18 protein-coding genes are annotated in these 18,414 nt (G+C 64.5%); 13 read left to right on the top strand and 5 right to left on the bottom strand.

Annotated features, from left to right (window positions below; all coding sequences use genetic code 11):
- The first annotated feature begins 6 nt into the window (after positions 1–6).
- Positions 7–723: an oxidoreductase gene (locus QP324_RS08820; protein ID WP_284815674.1), complete on the top strand. Its 717-nt coding sequence runs from the start codon at positions 7–9 to the stop codon at positions 721–723.
- On the opposite strand, the gene QP324_RS08815 is transcribed toward QP324_RS08820, so the two are convergent.
- Positions 720–1,598, bottom strand: a complete 879-nt coding sequence (locus QP324_RS08815) for an HAD family phosphatase (protein ID WP_284815672.1) — start codon at positions 1,596–1,598, stop codon at positions 720–722. The two genes, QP324_RS08820 and QP324_RS08815, sit on opposite strands and share 4 nt — an antisense overlap.
- A 458-nt stretch (positions 1,599–2,056) precedes the next feature.
- Here QP324_RS08815 and ssd point away from each other — a divergent pair, with 458 nt between their 5' ends.
- The 8 genes from ssd to QP324_RS08775 are packed head-to-tail and all read left to right on the top strand — an operon-like array spanning position 2,057 to position 6,925.
- Positions 2,057–3,124 carry a septum site-determining protein Ssd gene (ssd, locus tag QP324_RS08810; RefSeq protein ID WP_284815670.1) on the top strand — a complete coding sequence of 356 codons (1,068 nt, stop codon included), beginning with the start codon at positions 2,057–2,059 and terminating at the stop codon, positions 3,122–3,124.
- Entirely contained in the window at positions 3,121–4,299 is a 1,179-nt protein-coding gene (locus tag QP324_RS08805; RefSeq protein WP_284815668.1) for a TadA family conjugal transfer-associated ATPase, read from the top strand. Before ssd ends, QP324_RS08805 begins: the two co-directional genes overlap by 4 nt.
- Positions 4,292–5,080, top strand: coding sequence for a type II secretion protein F (locus QP324_RS08800; RefSeq protein WP_284815667.1), 789 nt, complete (start codon positions 4,292–4,294; stop codon positions 5,078–5,080). The genes QP324_RS08805 and QP324_RS08800 overlap by 8 nt, the downstream gene beginning before the upstream one ends.
- On the top strand, positions 5,077–5,673 hold the full coding sequence (locus QP324_RS08795; protein ID WP_284815665.1) for a type II secretion system F family protein: 597 nt from the start codon (positions 5,077–5,079) through the stop codon (positions 5,671–5,673). Before QP324_RS08800 ends, QP324_RS08795 begins: the two co-directional genes overlap by 4 nt.
- A gap of 24 nt (positions 5,674–5,697) precedes the next feature.
- On the top strand, positions 5,698–5,886 hold the full coding sequence (locus QP324_RS08790) for a DUF4244 domain-containing protein (protein WP_198492408.1): 189 nt from the start codon (positions 5,698–5,700) through the stop codon (positions 5,884–5,886).
- Between the two features lie 55 nt (positions 5,887–5,941).
- Positions 5,942–6,256 carry a hypothetical protein gene (locus QP324_RS08785; protein WP_005323101.1) on the top strand — a complete coding sequence of 105 codons (315 nt, stop codon included), beginning with the start codon at positions 5,942–5,944 and terminating at the stop codon, positions 6,254–6,256.
- On the top strand, positions 6,249–6,575 hold the full coding sequence (locus QP324_RS08780) for an Rv3654c family TadE-like protein (RefSeq protein WP_284815664.1): 327 nt from the start codon (positions 6,249–6,251) through the stop codon (positions 6,573–6,575). Before QP324_RS08785 ends, QP324_RS08780 begins: the two co-directional genes overlap by 8 nt.
- Positions 6,572–6,925, top strand: a complete 354-nt coding sequence (locus QP324_RS08775) for a hypothetical protein (RefSeq protein WP_239278491.1) — start codon at positions 6,572–6,574, stop codon at positions 6,923–6,925. The genes QP324_RS08780 and QP324_RS08775 overlap by 4 nt, the downstream gene beginning before the upstream one ends.
- Before the next feature lie 201 nt (positions 6,926–7,126).
- Here the strand turns inward: QP324_RS08775 and QP324_RS08770 are convergent, their stop codons facing one another.
- A complete protein-coding gene (locus QP324_RS08770) occupies positions 7,127–9,490 on the bottom strand; it encodes a DEAD/DEAH box helicase (protein WP_284815662.1) in 2,364 nt (787 codons plus the stop codon).
- 176 nt (positions 9,491–9,666) lie between these two features.
- Here QP324_RS08770 and QP324_RS08765 point away from each other — a divergent pair, with 176 nt between their 5' ends.
- A complete protein-coding gene (locus tag QP324_RS08765) occupies positions 9,667–9,870 on the top strand; it encodes a cold-shock protein (RefSeq protein ID WP_204610420.1) in 204 nt (67 codons plus the stop codon).
- A gap of 44 nt (positions 9,871–9,914) precedes the next feature.
- Here the strand turns inward: QP324_RS08765 and QP324_RS08760 are convergent, their stop codons facing one another.
- Positions 9,915–10,544 carry a DedA family protein gene (locus tag QP324_RS08760; protein ID WP_284815661.1) on the bottom strand — a complete coding sequence of 210 codons (630 nt, stop codon included), beginning with the start codon at positions 10,542–10,544 and terminating at the stop codon, positions 9,915–9,917.
- Positions 10,545–10,792: 248 nt separating this feature from the next.
- Between QP324_RS08760 and topA the strand changes: the two genes are divergently transcribed.
- Positions 10,793–13,768: a type I DNA topoisomerase gene (gene topA, locus QP324_RS08755; protein WP_284815660.1), complete on the top strand. Its 2,976-nt coding sequence runs from the start codon at positions 10,793–10,795 to the stop codon at positions 13,766–13,768.
- Between the two features lie 18 nt (positions 13,769–13,786).
- Positions 13,787–14,383 carry a hypothetical protein gene (locus tag QP324_RS08750; protein ID WP_284815658.1) on the top strand — a complete coding sequence of 199 codons (597 nt, stop codon included), beginning with the start codon at positions 13,787–13,789 and terminating at the stop codon, positions 14,381–14,383.
- Here the strand turns inward: QP324_RS08750 and QP324_RS08745 are convergent.
- Positions 14,333–15,547: a DUF418 domain-containing protein gene (locus tag QP324_RS08745; RefSeq protein WP_284815656.1), complete on the bottom strand. Its 1,215-nt coding sequence runs from the start codon at positions 15,545–15,547 to the stop codon at positions 14,333–14,335. The genes QP324_RS08750 and QP324_RS08745 overlap by 51 nt on opposite strands.
- Positions 15,548–15,583: 36 nt before the next feature.
- Entirely contained in the window at positions 15,584–17,116 is a 1,533-nt protein-coding gene (locus QP324_RS08740) for an adenylate/guanylate cyclase domain-containing protein (protein WP_284815654.1), read from the bottom strand.
- Between QP324_RS08740 and QP324_RS08735 the strand changes: the two genes are divergently transcribed.
- Positions 17,115–18,353: a DNA polymerase III subunit delta' gene (locus QP324_RS08735; RefSeq protein ID WP_284815652.1), complete on the top strand. Its 1,239-nt coding sequence runs from the start codon at positions 17,115–17,117 to the stop codon at positions 18,351–18,353. The two genes, QP324_RS08740 and QP324_RS08735, sit on opposite strands and share 2 nt — an antisense overlap.
- Positions 18,354–18,414: the final 61 nt, after the last annotated feature.

Here is an 18,414-nt window from a genome sequence, read left to right as displayed (position 1 = left end):
ATCCTAATGGATATGTCAGAAAATGACGCGTTATCCCCGCTGTTTCGCCTGCCGGGGGTAAAAGAAAGTGCAGAAAAAGCCGCCGCTGCCATTGCCCGTGCACACCGCCGACCTGCAGGATTGCGCAAGTTTAAGGTTATCGCTGCGGAGTCCCTCATGCGCGGCGCCCGTGCCAGCGTGGCGCTGGACGGCCACGCCATCCCCCCACATCCGGGACCGGAAGATATGGAAGAAGGGCCGCTGGCCAGCGCTGTCAGCGCCTATTCCGTGGCCGCCCCGGAACTCTTAGATGCCACGGTGCGCTCCTTTGCTCGGGCACCGCTGCAGGTGCTGGCGCGCATCGATGTCGCGGCCGGCGGTACCGGCATTCCGGCCGGCGAGAGTGCGCGCTTGCAAGGGTTAGGCCGGCTCATCGCGCAGGGTGGCGGTCCCGCCTTCGATCTCTTGCTGCCGAGCGTGGTCCATGCCGAGATTGCCGCCGGCGAGTTCTTTGGCCCTCGCAGTGGCCTCGTCGCGCGCGTTGCCTCCCGCCTCGCCGCGGTGCATACGGGCTTTGACCCGCGCGGTTTTGCCGTGCCCGAGGTCTACTACACCCGCCACCGCGCCGAGTATGCCGCCGCGGTGGACAATTACCGCACCGCGCTTGCCGACGCCCTCTTAACCCACCTCGCCGCCTGGACCGCCGGTGGCAAAGAAGCCGACGCGATTGCTCGCGCGGCCTAAGAGGCGCGCCGTGGGCCCCGCTTGGGCGGGCCAGGGCGGCCCGGATGCTGCGTTAGCCACAGGCCAGCGCCGATAACTGCCGCGGTACCCGCCAGAACGGAAGCGCCGATTCCAATTTCCTTGGCGGTCGGTGCAGGAAGGAGCGGCACCGGGTCCTTAAACGAGCGGATCTCCCATTGGTGGGCGAGGGCGTGGCGCTTTAGTTGCTTGTCCGGGTTGACGGCGACGGGGTGGCCTACCTTTTCCAGCATCGGGATATCGGTAGCGGAATCCGAGTAGGCATAGCTGGCATTAAGGTCGAGGTTTTCTGCCGCTGCGGTCTGATCCAGTGCCTCTGCTTTAGTGGGGCCCTTGCAATAAAAGAGCACTTCCCCGGTAAAACGGCCGTTTTCCTCTGCCAATTCGGTGGCAATGACGTGCTCGACGCCGAGTTCTTCTGCGATGATGTCCACCAGCACGGCCGCGGAGGCAGAGACAATGACCACGTGGTGGCCAGCGGCGCGGTGGGCGCGGATAAGTTCGCGGGCCTCAGCATAAATGGAGGGCGTGACCACGTGATGCATGGTGTCGCGGGCGATGGCGCGCACCTCGTCCACGGACCACCCGGTGACCATTGCGGTGAGTTGGTCGCGGGTGGAATCCATGCCTTCGCTGGTCAAACCGGAGAACATATAGCTGGCCTTAGCAAGTGATAGCTGCAGTGCTTCGGCCGGCGAGATGAGCCCGTTGTGGAGGAACTCGCGGCCAAACGCATAGGCCGAGGAGGTGGCGATGATGGTCTTATCGAGATCGAAAAACGCCGCGGTGCGTGCGGGGGCGCCGCCAGCGCGGGTGGTGGCGCGGCGGGGATGACGGGGCCCTCGGGAAGTAGTCATGATGTGCTGCCGAGTGTAGCCGCACTTAGCGCTTGCTGGTGTAGAAGTGGCTGACGTTAGCGGTGATTTGTATGCCACTAATGTGGGATTGGGAACCCGCGTGGGGTGGCGCTGAGTGAACATGCATTCGGTGCAGGTCAGCGCCGTGACCGTGGAAATCTGCTGTTAGCTGTTGTGATTGGGTGGCGAACATGTCATAATAATGCGTGCAAGGCCCCGATATACTGTGCGGCCTGCCCCGGCTCACCCCCCGAGGCCGGGTTACTGACGGCCCGCGCGCACACCCCCCCGATGCGCGGGCCGTCACCTATATCTACCGCCGTGCGGCACCGGTTATCCACAGATTTTTGGTTGAAACGACAACCAAACTAGGTCCACATGGTGACTTCTGGCGGGTTATCCACAGCACTGCTGCCGGAGCCTCGTTGCGGTTGCGCGAATGCTTCAAGCTATGAGGCATGAACGCACTACACCCTGATTCCGCCGTCATCGTCGTCGCCATTGGTGACGAAGCGCTGCGCGCCGAGGCCGTTCACGCCGCGGCTGCTACCAGCCACGATGTGCTGACTGTAACCGATCCCCGCGATATTCCGCGCAGCTTGCCTGGCGCCTATGCGGTGCTGGTTGATTCCCTCATGGCCCGCGTGGTGGCAGCAGCGCGGCGCACCGACACCGCGCCTGCGCCGGTGCTTTTCCTGGCCGCGGACCCCGGACCGATTGATTACGAGGCGGCGCTCGCCTGCCATGCGGAGAGCGCCTTTATCATCCCCGCCCAGGTGAAGGAGTTGCTGGCGAGCATTGCCGCGGCGGGCGCGCCGCAGGAAGCGCGGCCGGGCAGTGCGACCATCGCCGTGGTGGGCGCGAGCGGTGGGGTGGGCGCTTCGACCTTCGCGGCCGCGTTGGCCCGCACCCAATGCGCAGCTGACGGTCGCGCCCTGCTTATCGACGCCCACCCATACTCCGGCGGCCTCGACCTCCTGCTCGGTATAGAAGCGGAACCGGGGGCGCGCTGGCCGGAGCTTACCGTGGGCGATGGCAGTATCGATGCCGCCGATCTCTACCGCGCGCTGCCATCCACGCCTGATGGAGTAGCGGTGCTCTCGGCCGCGCGCAGCACCGTCGCGGATCCCTTCCGCTTGGACAAGGACCTGCTTGCGCGAGTGGTAGGGGCGGCCCATGCAGGCGAAGGGTTATGCGTGGTGGATTGCACCCCGGAGACCATCCCGGATGCCTGTACCCACGTGGTCATCGTGGTGGCCGCGGAAGTGCGCTCGGCCGCGTCGGCCGCGCAACTTCTGGTGCGTCTCGATGCTGCGCGGCGCAGATGCGTGGTGGTGCTGCGGCAACGCCAGTGGGCGTCGTTAAGCGCAGCGGAAGTAGAACGCATCGTCCACAGCACGGTGCTGGCAGAATTGCCGACGCTCCGGGGCCTCACCCGCGCGGTGGAAATCGGCGGCCTGCCGCAGCGCCTCCCCGCACCCTTGCGCAAGGCCGCCCGCGCGGTCCTCGAGGAGGTCGGCGTATGAGCGAGCATAAAGCAGCACAAGAAACGCTGGAAAAGATGCAGCGCATCATCGCCGCCGAGCCCGACGTGGTGCATGATGCGGCAGCCCTGGCCCGGCGCATTCGCGCAGAAGCAGGCGTGATTAGTGACGTCGCGGTGCTTGACCTGCTGCGCCGCCTGCGCCAAGACGCCACCGGGTTGGGACCGCTCGATGCGGTGCTTGGCCGCGAGGGTGTCACAGACGTCGTAGTCAACGGGCCACACGCGGTATTCATGGACCGCGGCGAAGGCCTTGAGCGCACCGATATCACCTTCCGCGATGATGCCGAGGTCCGCCAGCTGGCCAGCCGGCTTGCGGCAGCTTCAGGCACGCGCCTCGATGATGCACAGCCTTTTGCCGATGGCCGCGTTACTCGCCCCGATGGTGTCGTGTTGCGCGTCCACGCCTTGCTGAGCCCGCCCGCGGTTGCCGGGACTTGCCTGAGCCTGCGCGTACTGCGCCAAGCGCAGACCACCCTGCCCCAGCTTGTAGACAATGGCACGCTGCCTGAAGACATCGCAGCACTGCTGCGCGCCGTGGTGGACAAGCGGATTTCCTTCCTAGTCATCGGCGGCACCGGTTCCGGCAAAACCACCCTGCTTTCCGCGCTTTTGGGAACCGTCTCCGAGCGCGAACGCATCCTCGTTATCGAGGACACCGCCGAGCTCTCCCCACACCACCCGCACTGCGTCAGCGTGGTCTCGCGCCGGGCTAACGCGGAGGGAAGCGGCGAGGTCACGATGTCACAACTGCTGCGCCAAGCGCTGCGCATGCGGCCGGACCGCATCGTGGTGGGCGAGATCCGCGGCCGCGAGGTGGTGGATCTCCTCGCTGCGCTCAACACCGGCCACGACGGAGGCGCCGGCACGCTGCACGCCAATTCCCTCTTTGAAGTACCAGCCCGCATGGAGGCTCTCGCCGCCCTCGGTGGCTTGGACCGTGCGGCGCTGCACTCGCAATTGGCTGCGGCTGTGCACATGGTGCTGACCATGGAGCGCACCCCACAGGGCCGCCGCCTCGCCCATATCGGCGTGCTCGAGGGAAACCCAGTGACCCCGCGCATCATCTGGAGCGCCGAAGCTGGTCCGGCAGACGGCTTCGCGGAATTCTCCGCGCAGCTGCTGGGAGAGCATGCCGGGGAGGCCAGCCATGCTTAGCTACCTCATCCTTGCCGCTGCGCTGCTTATACCCGCGCCCTCGAGTGCCGGCCGCCTGGCCTCGGTCACGCGCCGGGTACAGACCAGCTCGGTGGTGATCTTAGGCGCAGTCTTTTGCGGCAGCCTGGTCCTCTACTCGGTGGGACGCATTAGCATCGCTGTCGCCGCCGCCATTATCGCGTGGTGCGTGTCCTGGTACGTCAAAGACCTGGTGGCCGCGCGGGCGGAGCGGCGCGGCCGCGAGGGGCTGGCCGCTTACCTGGGCGTGGTCACCGCGGACCTGCGCGCAGGGGCGACCCTGGCTGGGGCGCTCGCCCGCGGCGTCGAGTCCCTTCCAGCCACCACCCCGCGCGAGGTATCCGCAGCACTAGAATCCACGGCCATCCTCGCCGCGCGCGGTGCGCCGCCGCACATGGCGTTGATAGATGCGCAGGGCGGCAAGGCCCTGCCGGAACTTAACCGCCTAGGCCACCTATTAGAGCTGTCCACCTACCACGGCATTGCGGTGGCCAGCTTGCTCGACCAAGCGCAAAGCCGCCTCGACGCTTCCCGACGACACCAGCAATCCACCTCCGCCAGCCTGCAAGGACCCCAGGCCACCGCCACGGTGCTCGCGTGCCTGCCCATAGCTGGCATCGCCATGGGAGGGGCCATGGGCGCCAACTCGCTCGGCTTCCTTTTAGGCGGCGGATTGGGTGGCATTCTCCTCGTGGTGGGCGTGGCGCTGGCCTGCTGCGGATTCGCCTGGTCGCGCGTCATTATCCGGAAGGCGGCCGCATGACCCCGCTCATCTTTATCGCCCTCGCCGCCCTCATTGGCCTGCCGCCGCACACCGACCGCTTGGCACCTGCCAGCGCAACCGAGACCACCGCCAAGACCCCGCGCGATGGCCCGACCGCGCGCGGGGGACTGATAAGCAAGCTCAAGCCCGCAGCACCGCTGGATCCGCTGGCAGTAGCTGGCGACGTCGAACTTTTCGCAGCATGCCTGGCCACAGGGCTATCCGTGCACGGCGCTACCACCGCGGTGACCCGCACCGCGGATGCCCAGACCAAGGAACTGTGGGAGACCGTCGCTGCGCTACTCGGTGTGGGCGTTCCCGCGCAGTCCGCGTGGGGCCACATGAAGGGCCATGCGGGGCTGGAGGACTTAGCGCAGCTTGTCATCATGTCGGGCCAATCCGGCGCCACCATCGCGGCCGGATGCCACCGAATCTGTACTTCTTTGCGCGCGGAAGCATCCGCCCACGCCACAGCACAGGCGGAGCGCGCAGGAGTATTTATCGCCCTCCCGCTGGCGGTGTGCTTCCTGCCAGCATTCATCGTTCTAGGACTTGCGCCCGTAGTTATCAGTTTGGGCACACAACTTCTCTAAACCTCACATGAAAGGACACTAATCATGCACGCACTTCAGAAGTATTCCCAGCTCATCCGCAATGACGAGGGCATGAGCACCATTGAATATGCCATGGGTTCTCTGGCGGCCGCCGCGCTTGCCGGGGTGCTCTACATGGTCATCAACGGCGGCGGGGTGGTCGATGCCATCGAGGGCATCATTACCGACGCCCTCTCGAATACCCCGAGCTAGCGCCGCTCTCTAACCACGGCCGGCGGGCCCATCCTGCCGGCAGAAAGGAGGAATGATGCACAGGGTATTTGATGACGATGGCTCCGTGACCATCGAGGCCGCCTTGGCTTTAAGCTCCCTGGTCTTGGTCGCGGCGGGAATCGTGGGTGCCATTGCCACGCTGGCATCTTATATCGCCGCGGTGGATATGGCGGGCGCGGCCGCGCGTTCGCACGCCATCGGCGTCGAATACCATCCCCCGCGCGAGGATGCCCAGGTCAGCGTGGAAGAAAGCGGTGGGTTGGTGAGGGCGTCGGTAAGCGTCGATGCCCCCGTCGGCACCATGCGCTCCGAGGCGGTATTTCCAGCCGAGGTGGGCGGAAATGAGTAGGCCGAAGCGCTGCGGCGAGGAAGGCTATGCCACCATTGCCGCGGCCGGCATCATCGTCGCCATCGTGAGCCTGCTGCTTATCGTGGTGGCAGTGGGCTCGCGGGTGGCCGCGCGCCACGAGGCCCAAGTGGCGGCCGACCTCGCGGCGGTTGCCGGTGCCTGGGCCCTCGCTACGGGTGAAGATGCTTGTGCCGCCGCGCGCGATACCGCCGCGCTCAACGACGCCACCTTAGGAACCTGCACCGAATCCGGCCGCGACGTCATCGTTACCGCTGCGGTCCGTGGTCGGTCCACTCAAGCGAAGGCCGGGCCGGTATGACCTGGCAGGAAGCAGTAGTGCGCCTTATCCCCACCGCAGTGGCAGCCGTAGCAGGCTTCATCGCTTGGCGGGAATACCGCCGAAAGGTACGCGAAGAAATCAAATCGGACCATAGGCGGGAACAAGATAGATGGTGGGGAATTGTGCAGTGGTGTATCGATAAGACTGACTCGGCGGAAAGCGCCGAAAGAATTACTGGATGGTATTTTCTCCCCACTATTCTGGGATTATTATCGGACGTTGAAGGAGATTCCCCTTTTATCAACACACTGTGGGATTTTGCCCAAGAGTTTAAAGAGGGTGAGCTCGACAAATCTGCCCCGAAAGAAGAAAGAGGCGATGCGAGATGAGGCATCCGCAAGGCTCGCCTTTTTATGAGCCGAATCCGGAAGTGCGGCGCACTCGCGCACGTGCAGCGGCGGAAATTCAGCGCATAATATTGGAGCGGTTTCCTCATCGGCGTGAGGAGCTATTGCAGCGCAGTGCGGACTATGAACACGCGCGGGCGCAGCGAGTAAATGAAGAAAAAGGCAGAACCGCTTAAGTTGCGGCTAGCTCTGCGTCATGGTGACCAGCGCACCCAGTAGCTTGATGGCGCCGTCCTTGCTCAGCGGGTTATTTCCGTTACCGCACTTGGGCGATTGCACGCACGACGGGCAACCGGCTTCGCACGGACAAGAGCGCACCGCCTCGAAGGTGGCCTCGATCCATTCGGGGAAGCGGCGAAAGCCTTCCTCAGCGAAACCGGCGCCGCCGGGGTGGCCGTCGTAGACAAAGACGGTGGGCAGCTGCGTATCGGGGTGCAGCGCGGTGGACACGCCGCCAATGTCCCAGCGGTCGCAGGTGGCGATAAGTGGTAGCAGGCCGATCGCGGCGTGCTCGGCCGCGTGCAAGGTGCCGGGCGTATCGGAGGCGGTAACTCCCATCGCGGAAAGCGCCATCGGATCGATGGTGTAGGCCACCGCCCGGGTGACCAGGCGCTGTTCGGGGAGATCGAGGGGGATATCGTCGCCAATGGTGCCGTCGGCAAGCCGCACCTGGTAGCCGGTGACGCGGTCGGTGACCTCCACTTCCACGTCCGCCACCCACAGTCCTGGGGAGTAATTGACCAGGTTATCGGCCTCGCGCAGGATGCGGATATCCGTGGTGGAGCGCGGAGTAGTGGAATAGTCCGGGGCCTCGGGCCGGGCCAGCGCCAGGTAATCGTTTAAGATGAGCTCCTCGATGACAAAGCTTTCGCCTTGGTGCAGGTACACCGCGCCGGGGTGGACTTGGCTGGTGGCGCGGGCGGCGTCGATGGTGCCGAGCAGGCGGCCGTCGGAGGAATCTACGATCATGACTTCCTCGCCCGCCCCGCCGCGCAGCGAAACCGCGGTATGTGCCGTTTCGGGCGAGAGCTCTTCCGGCGCATGGGCGGGGATGGGCACGGCGAACCAGCCGCGCTCGCGGCGGCGCAGCAGGCCAGACTCGGCCAGCTGGTGAACCACATCTTGCGCGCCCCAGGCGGCAATCGTGGCATCATCCAGCGGCTTTTCCACTGCGGCGCAATAGACGTGGCCGAAGAGGATATACGGATTGGCCGGATTGAAGACGCTGGCCTCCACCGGCCGGCCCAGCAGGGCCTCGGGGTGGTGGACTAAGTAGGTATCCATCGGCTCATCGCGGGCGATGAGCACCACGAGCGAGCCCTGCCCGCGGCGGCCCGCACGCCCGGCCTGCTGCCAAAAGCTCGCGACGGTACCCGGGAAACCGGCCGTGACCACGGCATCGAGCCCACCGACGTCGATACCCAGCTCGAGGGCGGAGGTGGTGGCGACGCCGAGCAAGGAGGCGTCGTCAAGCGCGCGCTCCAACTTGCGGCGGTCCTCGGCCAGGTAACCGGCGCGGTAGGCGGCGATGCGCTGGGCAAAATCGGGCCGGCCGAGGCTACCGGAGAGCACCTCGGCCGCGCGCATGGCCACCACCTCGGCCGAGCGGCGCGAACGCACAAAGGTCATGGTGCGCGCGCCCTCGGCGATGAAGGAGGCCATCATCTCGGCCGCCTCGGTGGTGGCGGCGCGGCGCACCGGCGCCCCGTGCTCGCCCTCGGCGCCCTCGATAAAGCCCGGCTCCCATAGCGCCACGGTGCGCGCGCCGGTGGGGGCGGTGTCCTCCGTAATCGCGCGGGCAGGTCGGCCGGTAAGGCGCTGCGCGTGCCGGCCTGGGTCCTTCATGGTGGCCGAGGCATAAATTACCGTCGGCCGCGAGCCATAGTGCGCGCACAGGCGCAGCAGGCGCCGCAGCACCAGCGCCACGTTCGCGCCAAAAACGCCTCGGTAGGAATGGCATTCATCAATGACGATGAACTCCAGGTGCCGCAGCAGCCGCGCCCATCGCGCGTGCGCCGCCAGCAGCGACATATGCACCATATCTGGGTTGGAGAAAATGAACCGCGAATGATCGCGCACGCCCGCGCGGGATTCCTGCGGCGTATCGCCGTCATAAGGCGAGGGCACCACGCCCTTGAGCGCCGGAATGCCCCGGCACAGCTCGAGCACCGCCTGCAGCTGGTCCGAGCCCAGCGCCTTGGTCGGGGTGAGATACAGCGCGCAGGCGGTCGGCTTTTGCGCTAGCCGGCTCAGAATGGGCAACTGGTAGCCCAGGGACTTACCCGAGGACGTACCGGTAGAAATCACCGCATCCTCGCCGGCCCAGGCCGCCTGCGCCAGCTCGGCTTGGTGGCTGTACAGCTTGCCGACGCCCCCATCGACCAGCTTTTCCTTCAATTCCGGCAGCACCCACTCGGGCCACTCGGCATACTGCGCGCGCTGCGGCGGCAGGGTGGTCTGAAATGTGAGAGTGGACTCATCGAGGCGGCGCTGGATGAACTCGAGGAGCTCTTCTCCCAGGGGATTATCCGTTTCCGGGTGAGCCAATTTCTACCCCCTCATGAGTTAGGCCTATCGCTTTGGCGTGGAACGTGTCACACTTATATGAGGCCAATGATGTCTTGGTGCGGTGTTTACACTTTAAGGTACTGCTAAAGGACGCATTTACCGAACCCCTCGGCGCGGAATCGCCGCACCGCCAATCAAGAAAAGGACTGCACACCATGGCACAAGGAACCGTTAAGTGGTTTAACTCTGAAAAGGGCTACGGCTTCATCGAGCGTGCGGACGGCGAAGGCGATATCTTCGTCCACTACTCCGAGATCCAGGGCAGCGGCTTTCGCACCCTAGAAGAAAACCAGCAGGTCACGTTCGAGGTAGGCTCCGGCCCGAAGGGTGAGCAGGCCCAGTCCGTGTCCGTAGTTTAGGCGGCCGGCTCCCTCGCTCAGGCCTTCCCGCTTTGGCCTTCCTGTTAAGGCGTTTCGGCGTAGCCGCGGCGGGTATCCCACCACTCGGTGAACTTATTCTGCAGTTTCTGCAGGCCCACGCCGATGACCACGGCGGCGATGATGCTGACCACCACCGCCAGCACCGGCGAATTGGAAAAGGCCATGCCGCCCAAGTAGCCAATGGCGAGTGCCTGGGCCGCCCAGAGCGCAACACCAATGGTGTCGAAGAAAACAAAGACGAGCCACGGGAAGCGCATGGACCCCAGCAGGATGGTCATAAACAGGCGCGCTGAAGGAATGAAGCGGGCAATAATAATGGCCGCACCGCCGCCGCGGCGCATATTGCGCTTGACCCAGTTGAGTCCCTCGTAGGCCTTAGAACCTTTAGGCACGCGCTGGAGCAGGGGCATGAAGCGCGTGCCCAGCAGGAAACAGAGATTATCGCCCATCATGGCGGCAATGAGCGCTACAAAAAACATGGTGGGCAGGTGTGGAAAGCCCTGGGAGCCGGACCAGGCGCCGGCCATATTGAGCGGGATTTCAGAAGGCAGCACGGGGAAGAAGCAGTCACCGAAGATCAGCACGCCGACCAGCGGGTAGATCCACTCTGTGGACATGACGGTTTCGATCCACATAGTGATGGTGTCAACCATGAATCCTCCCCGGGCGTCGTCTTGGGTGTGCTATTGTGCCCCACAATGCTTTCACAGCTACTGGGCGTTCTAAGTAGGCCAGTATAGACCCGTTCCGTGGGGGTACATAGTGCCCCTGAAAACGGCCTTTTGGCAGTACCGCGTATATGGTGCGAGAAAGGAAATGCAGATCAACTGTGTACGCTAGGGGCGATTGCTGAAAGCGTGCATACCTTATTGTTCGCATCATCGAAAGGGATGAAGTCGAAGTGGCAGAAGCAGCCGGGCCGGGAAAGACCTTGGTGATCGTCGAGTCGGCGACGAAGGCGAAGAAGATTCAGCCTTACCTCGGAGATAACTACATCGTGGAGGCCTCCGTGGGCCATATCCGCGATCTTCCCCGCGGCGCTGCGGACGTGCCGGCTAAGTATAAGAAGGAATCTTGGGCGCGCCTCGGCGTGAACCCGGAGGATGACTTCGCCCCGCTGTATGTGGTGAGCCCCGATAAGAAGAAAAAGGTCGCGGACCTCAAGTCCAAGCTGAAGCAGTGCGATCAGCTCTACCTCGCAACAGACCCCGACCGCGAGGGCGAGGCCATCGCCTGGCACCTGCTGGAGGTCCTCAAGCCTAAGGTGCCGGTGCGCCGCATGGTTTTTAACGAGATCACCAAGTCCGCGATCCTGGAGGCCGCGGATAATACCCGCGATCTGGATTACAACCTTATCGACGCCCAGGAAACCCGCCGCATCCTCGACCGACTCTACGGCTATGAGGTCTCCCCGGTGCTGTGGAAGAAGGTCATGCCGCGGCTTTCTGCCGGCCGCGTGCAGTCGGTGGCCACCCGCGTCATCGTCGAGCGCGAGCGCGAGCGCATGGCGTTCATCCCGGCCGACTACTGGGACCTAGCCGCCACGCTAGATACCGGCGCTGCGGACGCGGACAACCCCGCTACTTTCGACGCCCGCCTCACGGCCGTCAATAGCAAGCGCGTGGCCTTGGGCCGCGACTTTGATGACCGCGGAAACGTCAAGAGCAAAGACGTCATCGTCATCACCGAGCCGCAGGCCAAGGCGCTAGAAACCGCGCTGCGCGGCGCGGATATGCAGGTCGCCGGGGTGGAACACAAGCCCTATACGCGCAAGCCCTATGCGCCGTTTATGACCTCGACGCTGCAGCAGGAGGCTGGCCGCCGCCTGCACTTTACCTCTGAGCGCACCATGCGCATTGCGCAGCGCCTGTACGAAAACGGCCACATTACTTATATGCGTACGGACTCCACCTCGCTGTCCAAGCAGGGCCTGTCCGCTGCGCGCAATTCCGCTACCAGCATCTATGGTGCAGAGTACGTCTCTGATTCCCCGCGCGTGTATGACCGCAAGGTGAAAAACTCCCAGGAGGCTCACGAGGCTATCCGCCCGGCCGGCGAGTCCTTCGCCACCCCGGGCCAGCTCTCCGGCCAATTGGATGCGGAGGAGTTTAAGCTTTATGACCTGATTTGGAAGCGTACCGTCGCCTCCCAGATGGCCGATGCCAAGGGAACCTCCATGAAGGTCACCGTAGCCGGCACCGCCGCCACCGATAAGGGCAGCTACGACGTGGAATTTTCCGCCACCGGCCGCACCATTACCTTCCCCGGCTTCTTGAAGGCCTACGGCGCGGACGACGCCAAGGGTGATAAGAAGGGCGAGACCCGCCTGCCGCATTTGGAGGAGGGCCGTGCCCTGACCGCCAAGGAGGTTTCCGCCGAGGGCCATTCCACCAACCCGCCGGCGCGCTATACCGAAGCCAGCCTGGTCAAGAAGATGGAGGACCTGGGCATCGGTCGCCCGTCCACCTACGCGTCCATCATCAAGACCATCCAGGACCGCGGCTATGTGGTCTCGCGCGGCAATGCGTTGGTGCCCTCCTGGGTTGCCTTCGCCGTCGTGGGCCTGTTGGAGGAAAACTTCACCGAGCTGGTGGACTATGACTTCACCTCTTCCATGGAAGACGAGCTAGACCAGATTGCCACCGGCATCGAGGACGGCACCGCCTGGCTAAACGGCTTCTACTTTGGCAACGCCGAGGCCAACGAGCAGAAGGCGGCCTCCATCGCCCGTCACGGCGGCTTGAAGTCGCTTATCGACGTCAACCTGGAAGCCATAGACGCCCGCAAGGTCAACTCGCTACTGCTTTATACCGACACCGAGGGCCGCGACGTCTTCGTCCGCGTGGGCCGCTACGGCCCGTATATCGAGCGCGCCGTTGGTACCAACGATGACGGAAGCATCGAGTATCAGCGCGCTAACCTGTCCGAAACCGTCACCCCGGATGGCCTGAATGAGGAGCTGGCGGAAAAGCTCTTCGCCACTCCGCAGGGCGGCCGCGAGCTGGGCGAGAACCCGGAAAACGGCCGCATGATTGTGGCCAAGGAGGGCCGCTTCGGACCGTACGTTACCGAGGTCGTCCGCGAGGATGAGCGGGAGAAGGCCGAGGGTGAGGCCGAGGAGGTCGTCGCCAAGGAGCGTGCCGAGGAAGACAAGCAGCGCGCCGAGGAAGGCAAGCGCGCCAAGAATTGGGAAACCAAGACGGCCGCAAAGCAGAAGGAAAAGCGCGTCAAAGAGTACATCGAAAACAAACTCAAGCCGGGTACGGCCTCGCTGTTTAGCTCGATGGAGCCTTCTACGGTCACCCTCGAAGAGGCACTTAAGCTGCTTTCCCTGCCGCGCGAGGTGGGCGAGGACGACGGCGTGATGATCACCGCGCAGAACGGCCGCTATGGCCCATATCTGAAGAAGGGAAATGACTCGCGTTCCTTGGCCAAGGAAGAGCAGATCTTCACCGTCACCTTGGACGAGGCCCGCCGCATCTACGCCGAGCCGAAGCGTCGCGGCCGCGCTGCGGCCCAGCCACCGATTAAGCAGCTGGGCGATAACGACGTCTCCGGCAAGCCCATGACCGTCAAGGACGGCCGCTTCGGTCCGTATGTCACCGATGGCACCACCAATGCCTCCCTGCGCCGCGGCGATGACCCGGAGCAGCTTACCGACGCCCGCGCGAACGAACTCCTTTCCGAGCGCCGCGCCAAGGAAGCTTCCGGCGAGACCAAGAAGAAGTCCACCAAGAAGTCCTCTAAGAAGACGACGAAGAAGAAGGCGACCAAGAAGGCCGCCAAAAAGTCCACGAAGAAGGCTGGCAAGAAGGCAACTAAGAAGCCTTCGCCCGGCACGAAAAACGTGGTGAAGGCCGGCTCGCGCAAAAAGTAACCGCGTAAGGTGGCGGGTATGAACGATTTTCTTGCCCGCACCCAAGAAGGCGCCGCGGCCCTGTGCCGCGCCGTGTCCGATATCAGTGCACGGCCGCAGCTAATTGCCTCGGTCAGCGAAGAACCCGCCGTTGTTGCCGGAGTTGTAGCCGGGGCCATCGCCCAAGTGGAAAAGGCCCGCACCCTGACTCGGCCTTCGGCGCTCGGCGTGGCGGCCGTAACGGCGAACCATGCCGCCTATGCGTGGAGCCTCTATCGCCGCGGCGCGCGCAATGATGCCCTGGGCTGGGGCCTGCGCGCGGCCGCATGGGGCGCGGGCGTTGCCGCCACTCGCACACAACCGACGGCCGCCGCAGTCGCGGTGGGCGGCGCGGCGGTGCTCACGACCTCGGCTTTGGCGGGAGACCCAGCGCTGCGCACCGATGCTGGCAAGGGCATGAGCCACGGCGCCAACCTGCTCGTTGTGGCCGAGGGGCTGACGGCCCTGCGCGCGGGGCTCGCGCAGCGATATCGCGGTAAGCGGAAGCAGGAGGCGCGCCTAGTGGGCGCGGCCGAGGCGGGCGCCCTAGTTGTCGGCCACCTGCTGCTCCTTGATGGCCTGCGCCGCACCCGGTAACTGCGGCTGCATCGTCGGGCCGTAGGACAGGCGGCGGTGCACGGCCTCAAAAGGTCCGCGGCGGTCGAAGACTTCCAGCACGCAGGCCCCGATAAGCGTGGCCAGCCACACCGCGAAGGCCAGCGCGGCTTGGCCAAAGGCGCCCAGTTCGTGGCCGAAGTTCAGCGTGAATGGGTGCACGAGGAAGAAAAAGAGAATGGACTGCCCTACGTAGCCGCTCATGGAGCGCTTGCCCAGCGCCGCAAAGGGCCACAGCACTGCGGGCAGTGGCGCGCCGGCCGAAAGCCGCTCCTGCACCGGCTGCAGCAGCAGCGCGAGCCCGGCCAGGATGCCAGGCCCGGTAAAGACGCCGATGAAAGCGTTGGCATTATTGGCCGCATTGGCCCAGCGCTGCTCGATGACCCCGAGCGTGCTCAAAGACCACAAGGTGCCGATAACCACGGTGATGGCCGCTGCAATGGCGACCCAGCGTAGGAGGGTGGGGCGGTGAGAGGGGACGTCGGCAAGCACGCCCTGGCGCGCCCATACAAAGCCCACCAGCATCACGGGCAGGTACATCAGCAAAATGATCGGCGTGGCCAAGGCCTGGCTGCCTAAAGTAATAAGCTGGCTGAGCAGCAGATCGGGGTAGGACTCGATGGTGCCAATGCCCTCCGTGGCCACCACGCCGCTGGGATCCGCAGCACCGGAAATGAAGGCTACCACCCCGCCCAGTGCGCACAGTGCGAACAAAATATAAGCAACGAGCATGAGGGTAGAATCCCGCTTGCGCAGCAGGAAGGCGATGATAATTCCGGCCACGCCATAGAAGAACATAATGTCGCCCCAAAACAGCAGCACCAAGTGCACTGCGCCCATCGCGGCCAAGAAGGCATAGCGCTTGGCGATGACCCCGCGTGCCGCCCGCACCGGAAACCCGCGCCGCCACAGACTCATCGCAATGAGTCCCACGCCAAAGCCGAGCAGGGTAGAGAACATGGGCAGTCCGCGGTTGTGGACAAAGAAGGCGCCAAAGACGACGGCCGCCTTATCCCACGCGCTGCCATCGATGATGCCGCCGAAATAGCTGCCCGGCCGGTCGGTGGTGATGATCCATGCCGTGGTCATATTGGCCATGGCGATGCCTAGGAGGGCCATGCCGCGCGCCACATCGGGCACGATCATGCGGGGCCGTGGAGCTGAGCTCACTGAAAAACCTCGTTATACCTCGGAACGTTCTGCCAGGGTAGCGCGGATAGGGCGAGCCAGCTGGGTCATGCGGTGACGCCCGCGCAGCTCAATGGATTTCATCATAGTCCAGCGGGCCTGCTCGGCCTCATTGGCGGTCTTGAGCGTGGCGGCGTTGGTAAGCACCTGGCCCGGGGTGTCCTTGGCCAGCTCGGTCAGGCGCGCGGCCTCGTTTACAGCGTCACCGATGACGGTGTATTCGAAGCGATCCGCGCCGCCGATGTGCCCGGCGACGACGTGCCCCGCCGCCACACCGATGCCCGCTTGCAGCTCCAGCCCGCGCAACTCGCCGCGCAGCTCGCGAGCGGCCTGCAGAGCCATGGAGGTGGAATCATAAACATTGAGCGGCGCGCCAAAGACAGCCAGCGCGGCATCGCCTTGGAACTTGTTAATGATGCCCTTGTTGCGGTGCACCACCTTGACGACGTGCTCGAAGAACTTATTGAGCTCCTCCACTACCTCCTCGGGGGAGTGGTTGACGGCGAAGGTAGTAGAACCGATGACGTCAATGAAAAGAACCGCGACCTTGCGGTCCTCGCCGCCCAACTCGGGGCGCTCCTCTAGGGCGCGCTGCGCCACCTCGGCGCCGACGTAGCGGCCGAAGATATCGCGCACGCGCTGGCGCTCGCGCAGGCCACGCATCATCTCGTTGAAACCGGCCTGCAGTACGCCCAGCTCGGACCCGTCATAGATATCGACCTCGGCATTGTTCTCGCCGCGGCGCACCCGGTTAATGGCGTCCTGCAGCTCCACAATCGGGTCCACCACGCTCATCACCGCGAAGCTAGTACCGATAAACCCGGTGGCCAGGGCGGTAAGTGCCAGGGCAGTGATGGCGGGAACCAGGTCTCCGGCGGTGCCGGAGAAGAGCCCGGTGCGCTGCGCGATGAGCACCAGCAAGATGCCGACCAGCGGCACGCCGGAGGTCATCAGCCAGGCCGAAATGAGGCGGTACTTGATGGGCGGCTCCAGGGTGGCATCCTCGAAGCGGCGCGCCACCGCCTGGGCGGCCACCGGGCGCACGAGGCGTTCTGCCTGCAGGTAGGTCAAGATGACCACTACGAGGCCGGCCAGGGTGGCGGACACGCCCACGACGAGCCCGAGGCGGCCGGATTCCCGGCCGGAAATCACCACGGCCAGGATGATGCCGATGAGCCACACCGCGGCCGCCACCACGGATTGGTAGACGGGGATGCGCATGACCAAGTTGCGCACCATATTCGGATCGTGCTCGTCCGGGTTGCGCTGCCAGTCCAGCACCGGGCGGAAAAGCAGCAGGGTGACGGCGATGCCGATGACCACGGCAAAGATGAGGTACACCGCGGCGACGCCCATCAGGCTGGGCAGCTCGGCGGCAAAATCCTTAATCTCCGGCATCGGCAAGAAATAGAGGACAAAGGTCATAATCGCGATGGCACCGATAAGGTTCGCGCCAAGGACTAAGGCGGCGTAGACCGGCCATTGGGTACCCATGAGCCATCGAGCGCCGCGCAGTAGTCTGTTCATGCCTTCATACTTTAGTAAGACCAGTAGGCTAGGGCGAGTGAATACCGGAAGCGTTGCGCAAAGATTGGCAGATACCCCAGGTGTGGCCCGCACTATCCTGGGCGCCGCCCGGGCAGCTCGGGGGATGCCGGGGGCAGACCCGCGGGCGATGAGCCATTCCTGGCTATTTACCGGGCCGCCGGGCTCCGGCCGTTCCCTGGCCGCCATCGATTTTGCGGCCGCGCTCATGTGTACGGATCCGGAGGAACCGGGCTGCGGCCGGTGCGAGGCCTGCCGTGCGGTGCTGGAGACCAAACAGCACACCGATCTGGTCCTCGTGGATCCACAGGAGGTCATCATTCCCGTGGATACGGTGCGCGAGGTCATCGGCCGCGCGGCGAGCCTGCCCACGGTGGCGCCATGGCGCGTGGTGATCTTCAATAATGCCGACCGCCTCAACAATAACGGTGCGAATGCCCTGCTCAAGACGGTGGAGGAGCCGCCGGCGCGCACCGTAATTATCATGTGCGCTCCTTCCGACGCCCCCGAGGACTTCTCCCAAACCCTCCGCTCACGCTGCCGTCACCTCTACATCCCCTCCCCGTCGGTGAAGAGCATTACCGCCCAGTTGGTCAGCGAGGGCGCTTCGGATCATGACGCCCACTTGGCCGCCCTTACCTCCCTCCGCCACGTCGGCAGGGCGCGGCGCCTAGTCAACGATCCGGCCGTGCAAAAGCGCCGCGCGGTGGCCATCAACCTGGCAGAAGAGGTCTTCCACGGCTCTCAGGGCTTCCAAGCGGTGACCTCGCTGCTGAAGATGGTGGACGCGGAGGCGAAGGACTCGCACAAGGAACAAGAAGAGGCCGAGCTGGCGAAGTTGGAACAGACCCTCGGCGTCGGTGCGAAGGGCAAGGGCGCGGCCAAGGCGCAGCGCGACGCCCGCTCCGCCATCAAGGAACTGCAGGACCAGCACAAAAAGCGGGCGAAGCGACGCGTGATCGACAACCTGGACCTGGTGCTTGTTGATCTCTCCGGCGTCTACCGCGATGCACTCATGCAGAAGGTGGGCGCGCAGGTGGATCTCACCCACCCGGATTTTGCTGGACTTTCTGGTGAGATCGCGCAGCGCGTGAGCGAGGAAGGCTTGCTGGACTGCCAGGCGGCCATCACGCTGTGCCGCGAGCAGCTGACCCAAAACGTCGGCACGCAGATTGCCTTCGACGGGTTGGTGGGCCGCCTGCGCCGTGCGTGCCTGTAGGCGGGGCCCGATTTCTATTCCGCGGCGCCCCTAGGTTAAACTCTCTTTTGCTGCACTGGCG

The sequence above is a fragment of the Corynebacterium sp. UMB0012 genome, assembly GCF_030216265.1.
GTDB lineage: Bacteria > Actinomycetota > Actinomycetes > Mycobacteriales > Mycobacteriaceae > Corynebacterium.
This window is presented reverse-complemented; position numbering and strand designations above follow the sequence as displayed.

Excerpts from the sequence above, each read along its gene's own strand:
- QP324_RS08785 (WP_005323101.1), top strand. The coding sequence starts at position 5,942 with ATGCACAGGGTATTTGATGACGATGGCTCCGTGACCATCGAGGCCGCC.
- QP324_RS08820 (WP_284815674.1), top strand. The coding sequence starts at position 7 with ATGGATATGTCAGAAAATGACGCGTTATCCCCGCTGTTTCGCCTGCCG.
- QP324_RS08745 (WP_284815656.1), bottom strand. The coding sequence starts at position 15,547 with ATGATCGTGCCCGATGTGGCGCGCGGCATGGCCCTCCTAGGCATCGCC.
- ssd (WP_284815670.1), top strand. The coding sequence starts at position 2,057 with ATGAACGCACTACACCCTGATTCCGCCGTCATCGTCGTCGCCATTGGT.
- QP324_RS08775 (WP_239278491.1), top strand. The coding sequence starts at position 6,572 with ATGACCTGGCAGGAAGCAGTAGTGCGCCTTATCCCCACCGCAGTGGCA.
- QP324_RS08760 (WP_284815661.1), bottom strand. The coding sequence starts at position 10,544 with ATGGTTGACACCATCACTATGTGGATCGAAACCGTCATGTCCACAGAG.
- QP324_RS08750 (WP_284815658.1), top strand. The coding sequence starts at position 13,787 with ATGAACGATTTTCTTGCCCGCACCCAAGAAGGCGCCGCGGCCCTGTGC.
- QP324_RS08735 (WP_284815652.1), top strand. The coding sequence starts at position 17,115 with ATGCCTTCATACTTTAGTAAGACCAGTAGGCTAGGGCGAGTGAATACC.
- QP324_RS08795 (WP_284815665.1), top strand. The coding sequence starts at position 5,077 with ATGACCCCGCTCATCTTTATCGCCCTCGCCGCCCTCATTGGCCTGCCG.
- QP324_RS08740 (WP_284815654.1), bottom strand. The coding sequence starts at position 17,116 with ATGAACAGACTACTGCGCGGCGCTCGATGGCTCATGGGTACCCAATGG.
- QP324_RS08815 (WP_284815672.1), bottom strand. The coding sequence starts at position 1,598 with ATGACTACTTCCCGAGGGCCCCGTCATCCCCGCCGCGCCACCACCCGC.
- QP324_RS08780 (WP_284815664.1), top strand. The coding sequence starts at position 6,249 with ATGAGTAGGCCGAAGCGCTGCGGCGAGGAAGGCTATGCCACCATTGCC.
- QP324_RS08800 (WP_284815667.1), top strand. The coding sequence starts at position 4,292 with ATGCTTAGCTACCTCATCCTTGCCGCTGCGCTGCTTATACCCGCGCCC.
- QP324_RS08765 (WP_204610420.1), top strand. The coding sequence starts at position 9,667 with ATGGCACAAGGAACCGTTAAGTGGTTTAACTCTGAAAAGGGCTACGGC.
- QP324_RS08805 (WP_284815668.1), top strand. The coding sequence starts at position 3,121 with ATGAGCGAGCATAAAGCAGCACAAGAAACGCTGGAAAAGATGCAGCGC.
- QP324_RS08790 (WP_198492408.1), top strand. The coding sequence starts at position 5,698 with ATGCACGCACTTCAGAAGTATTCCCAGCTCATCCGCAATGACGAGGGC.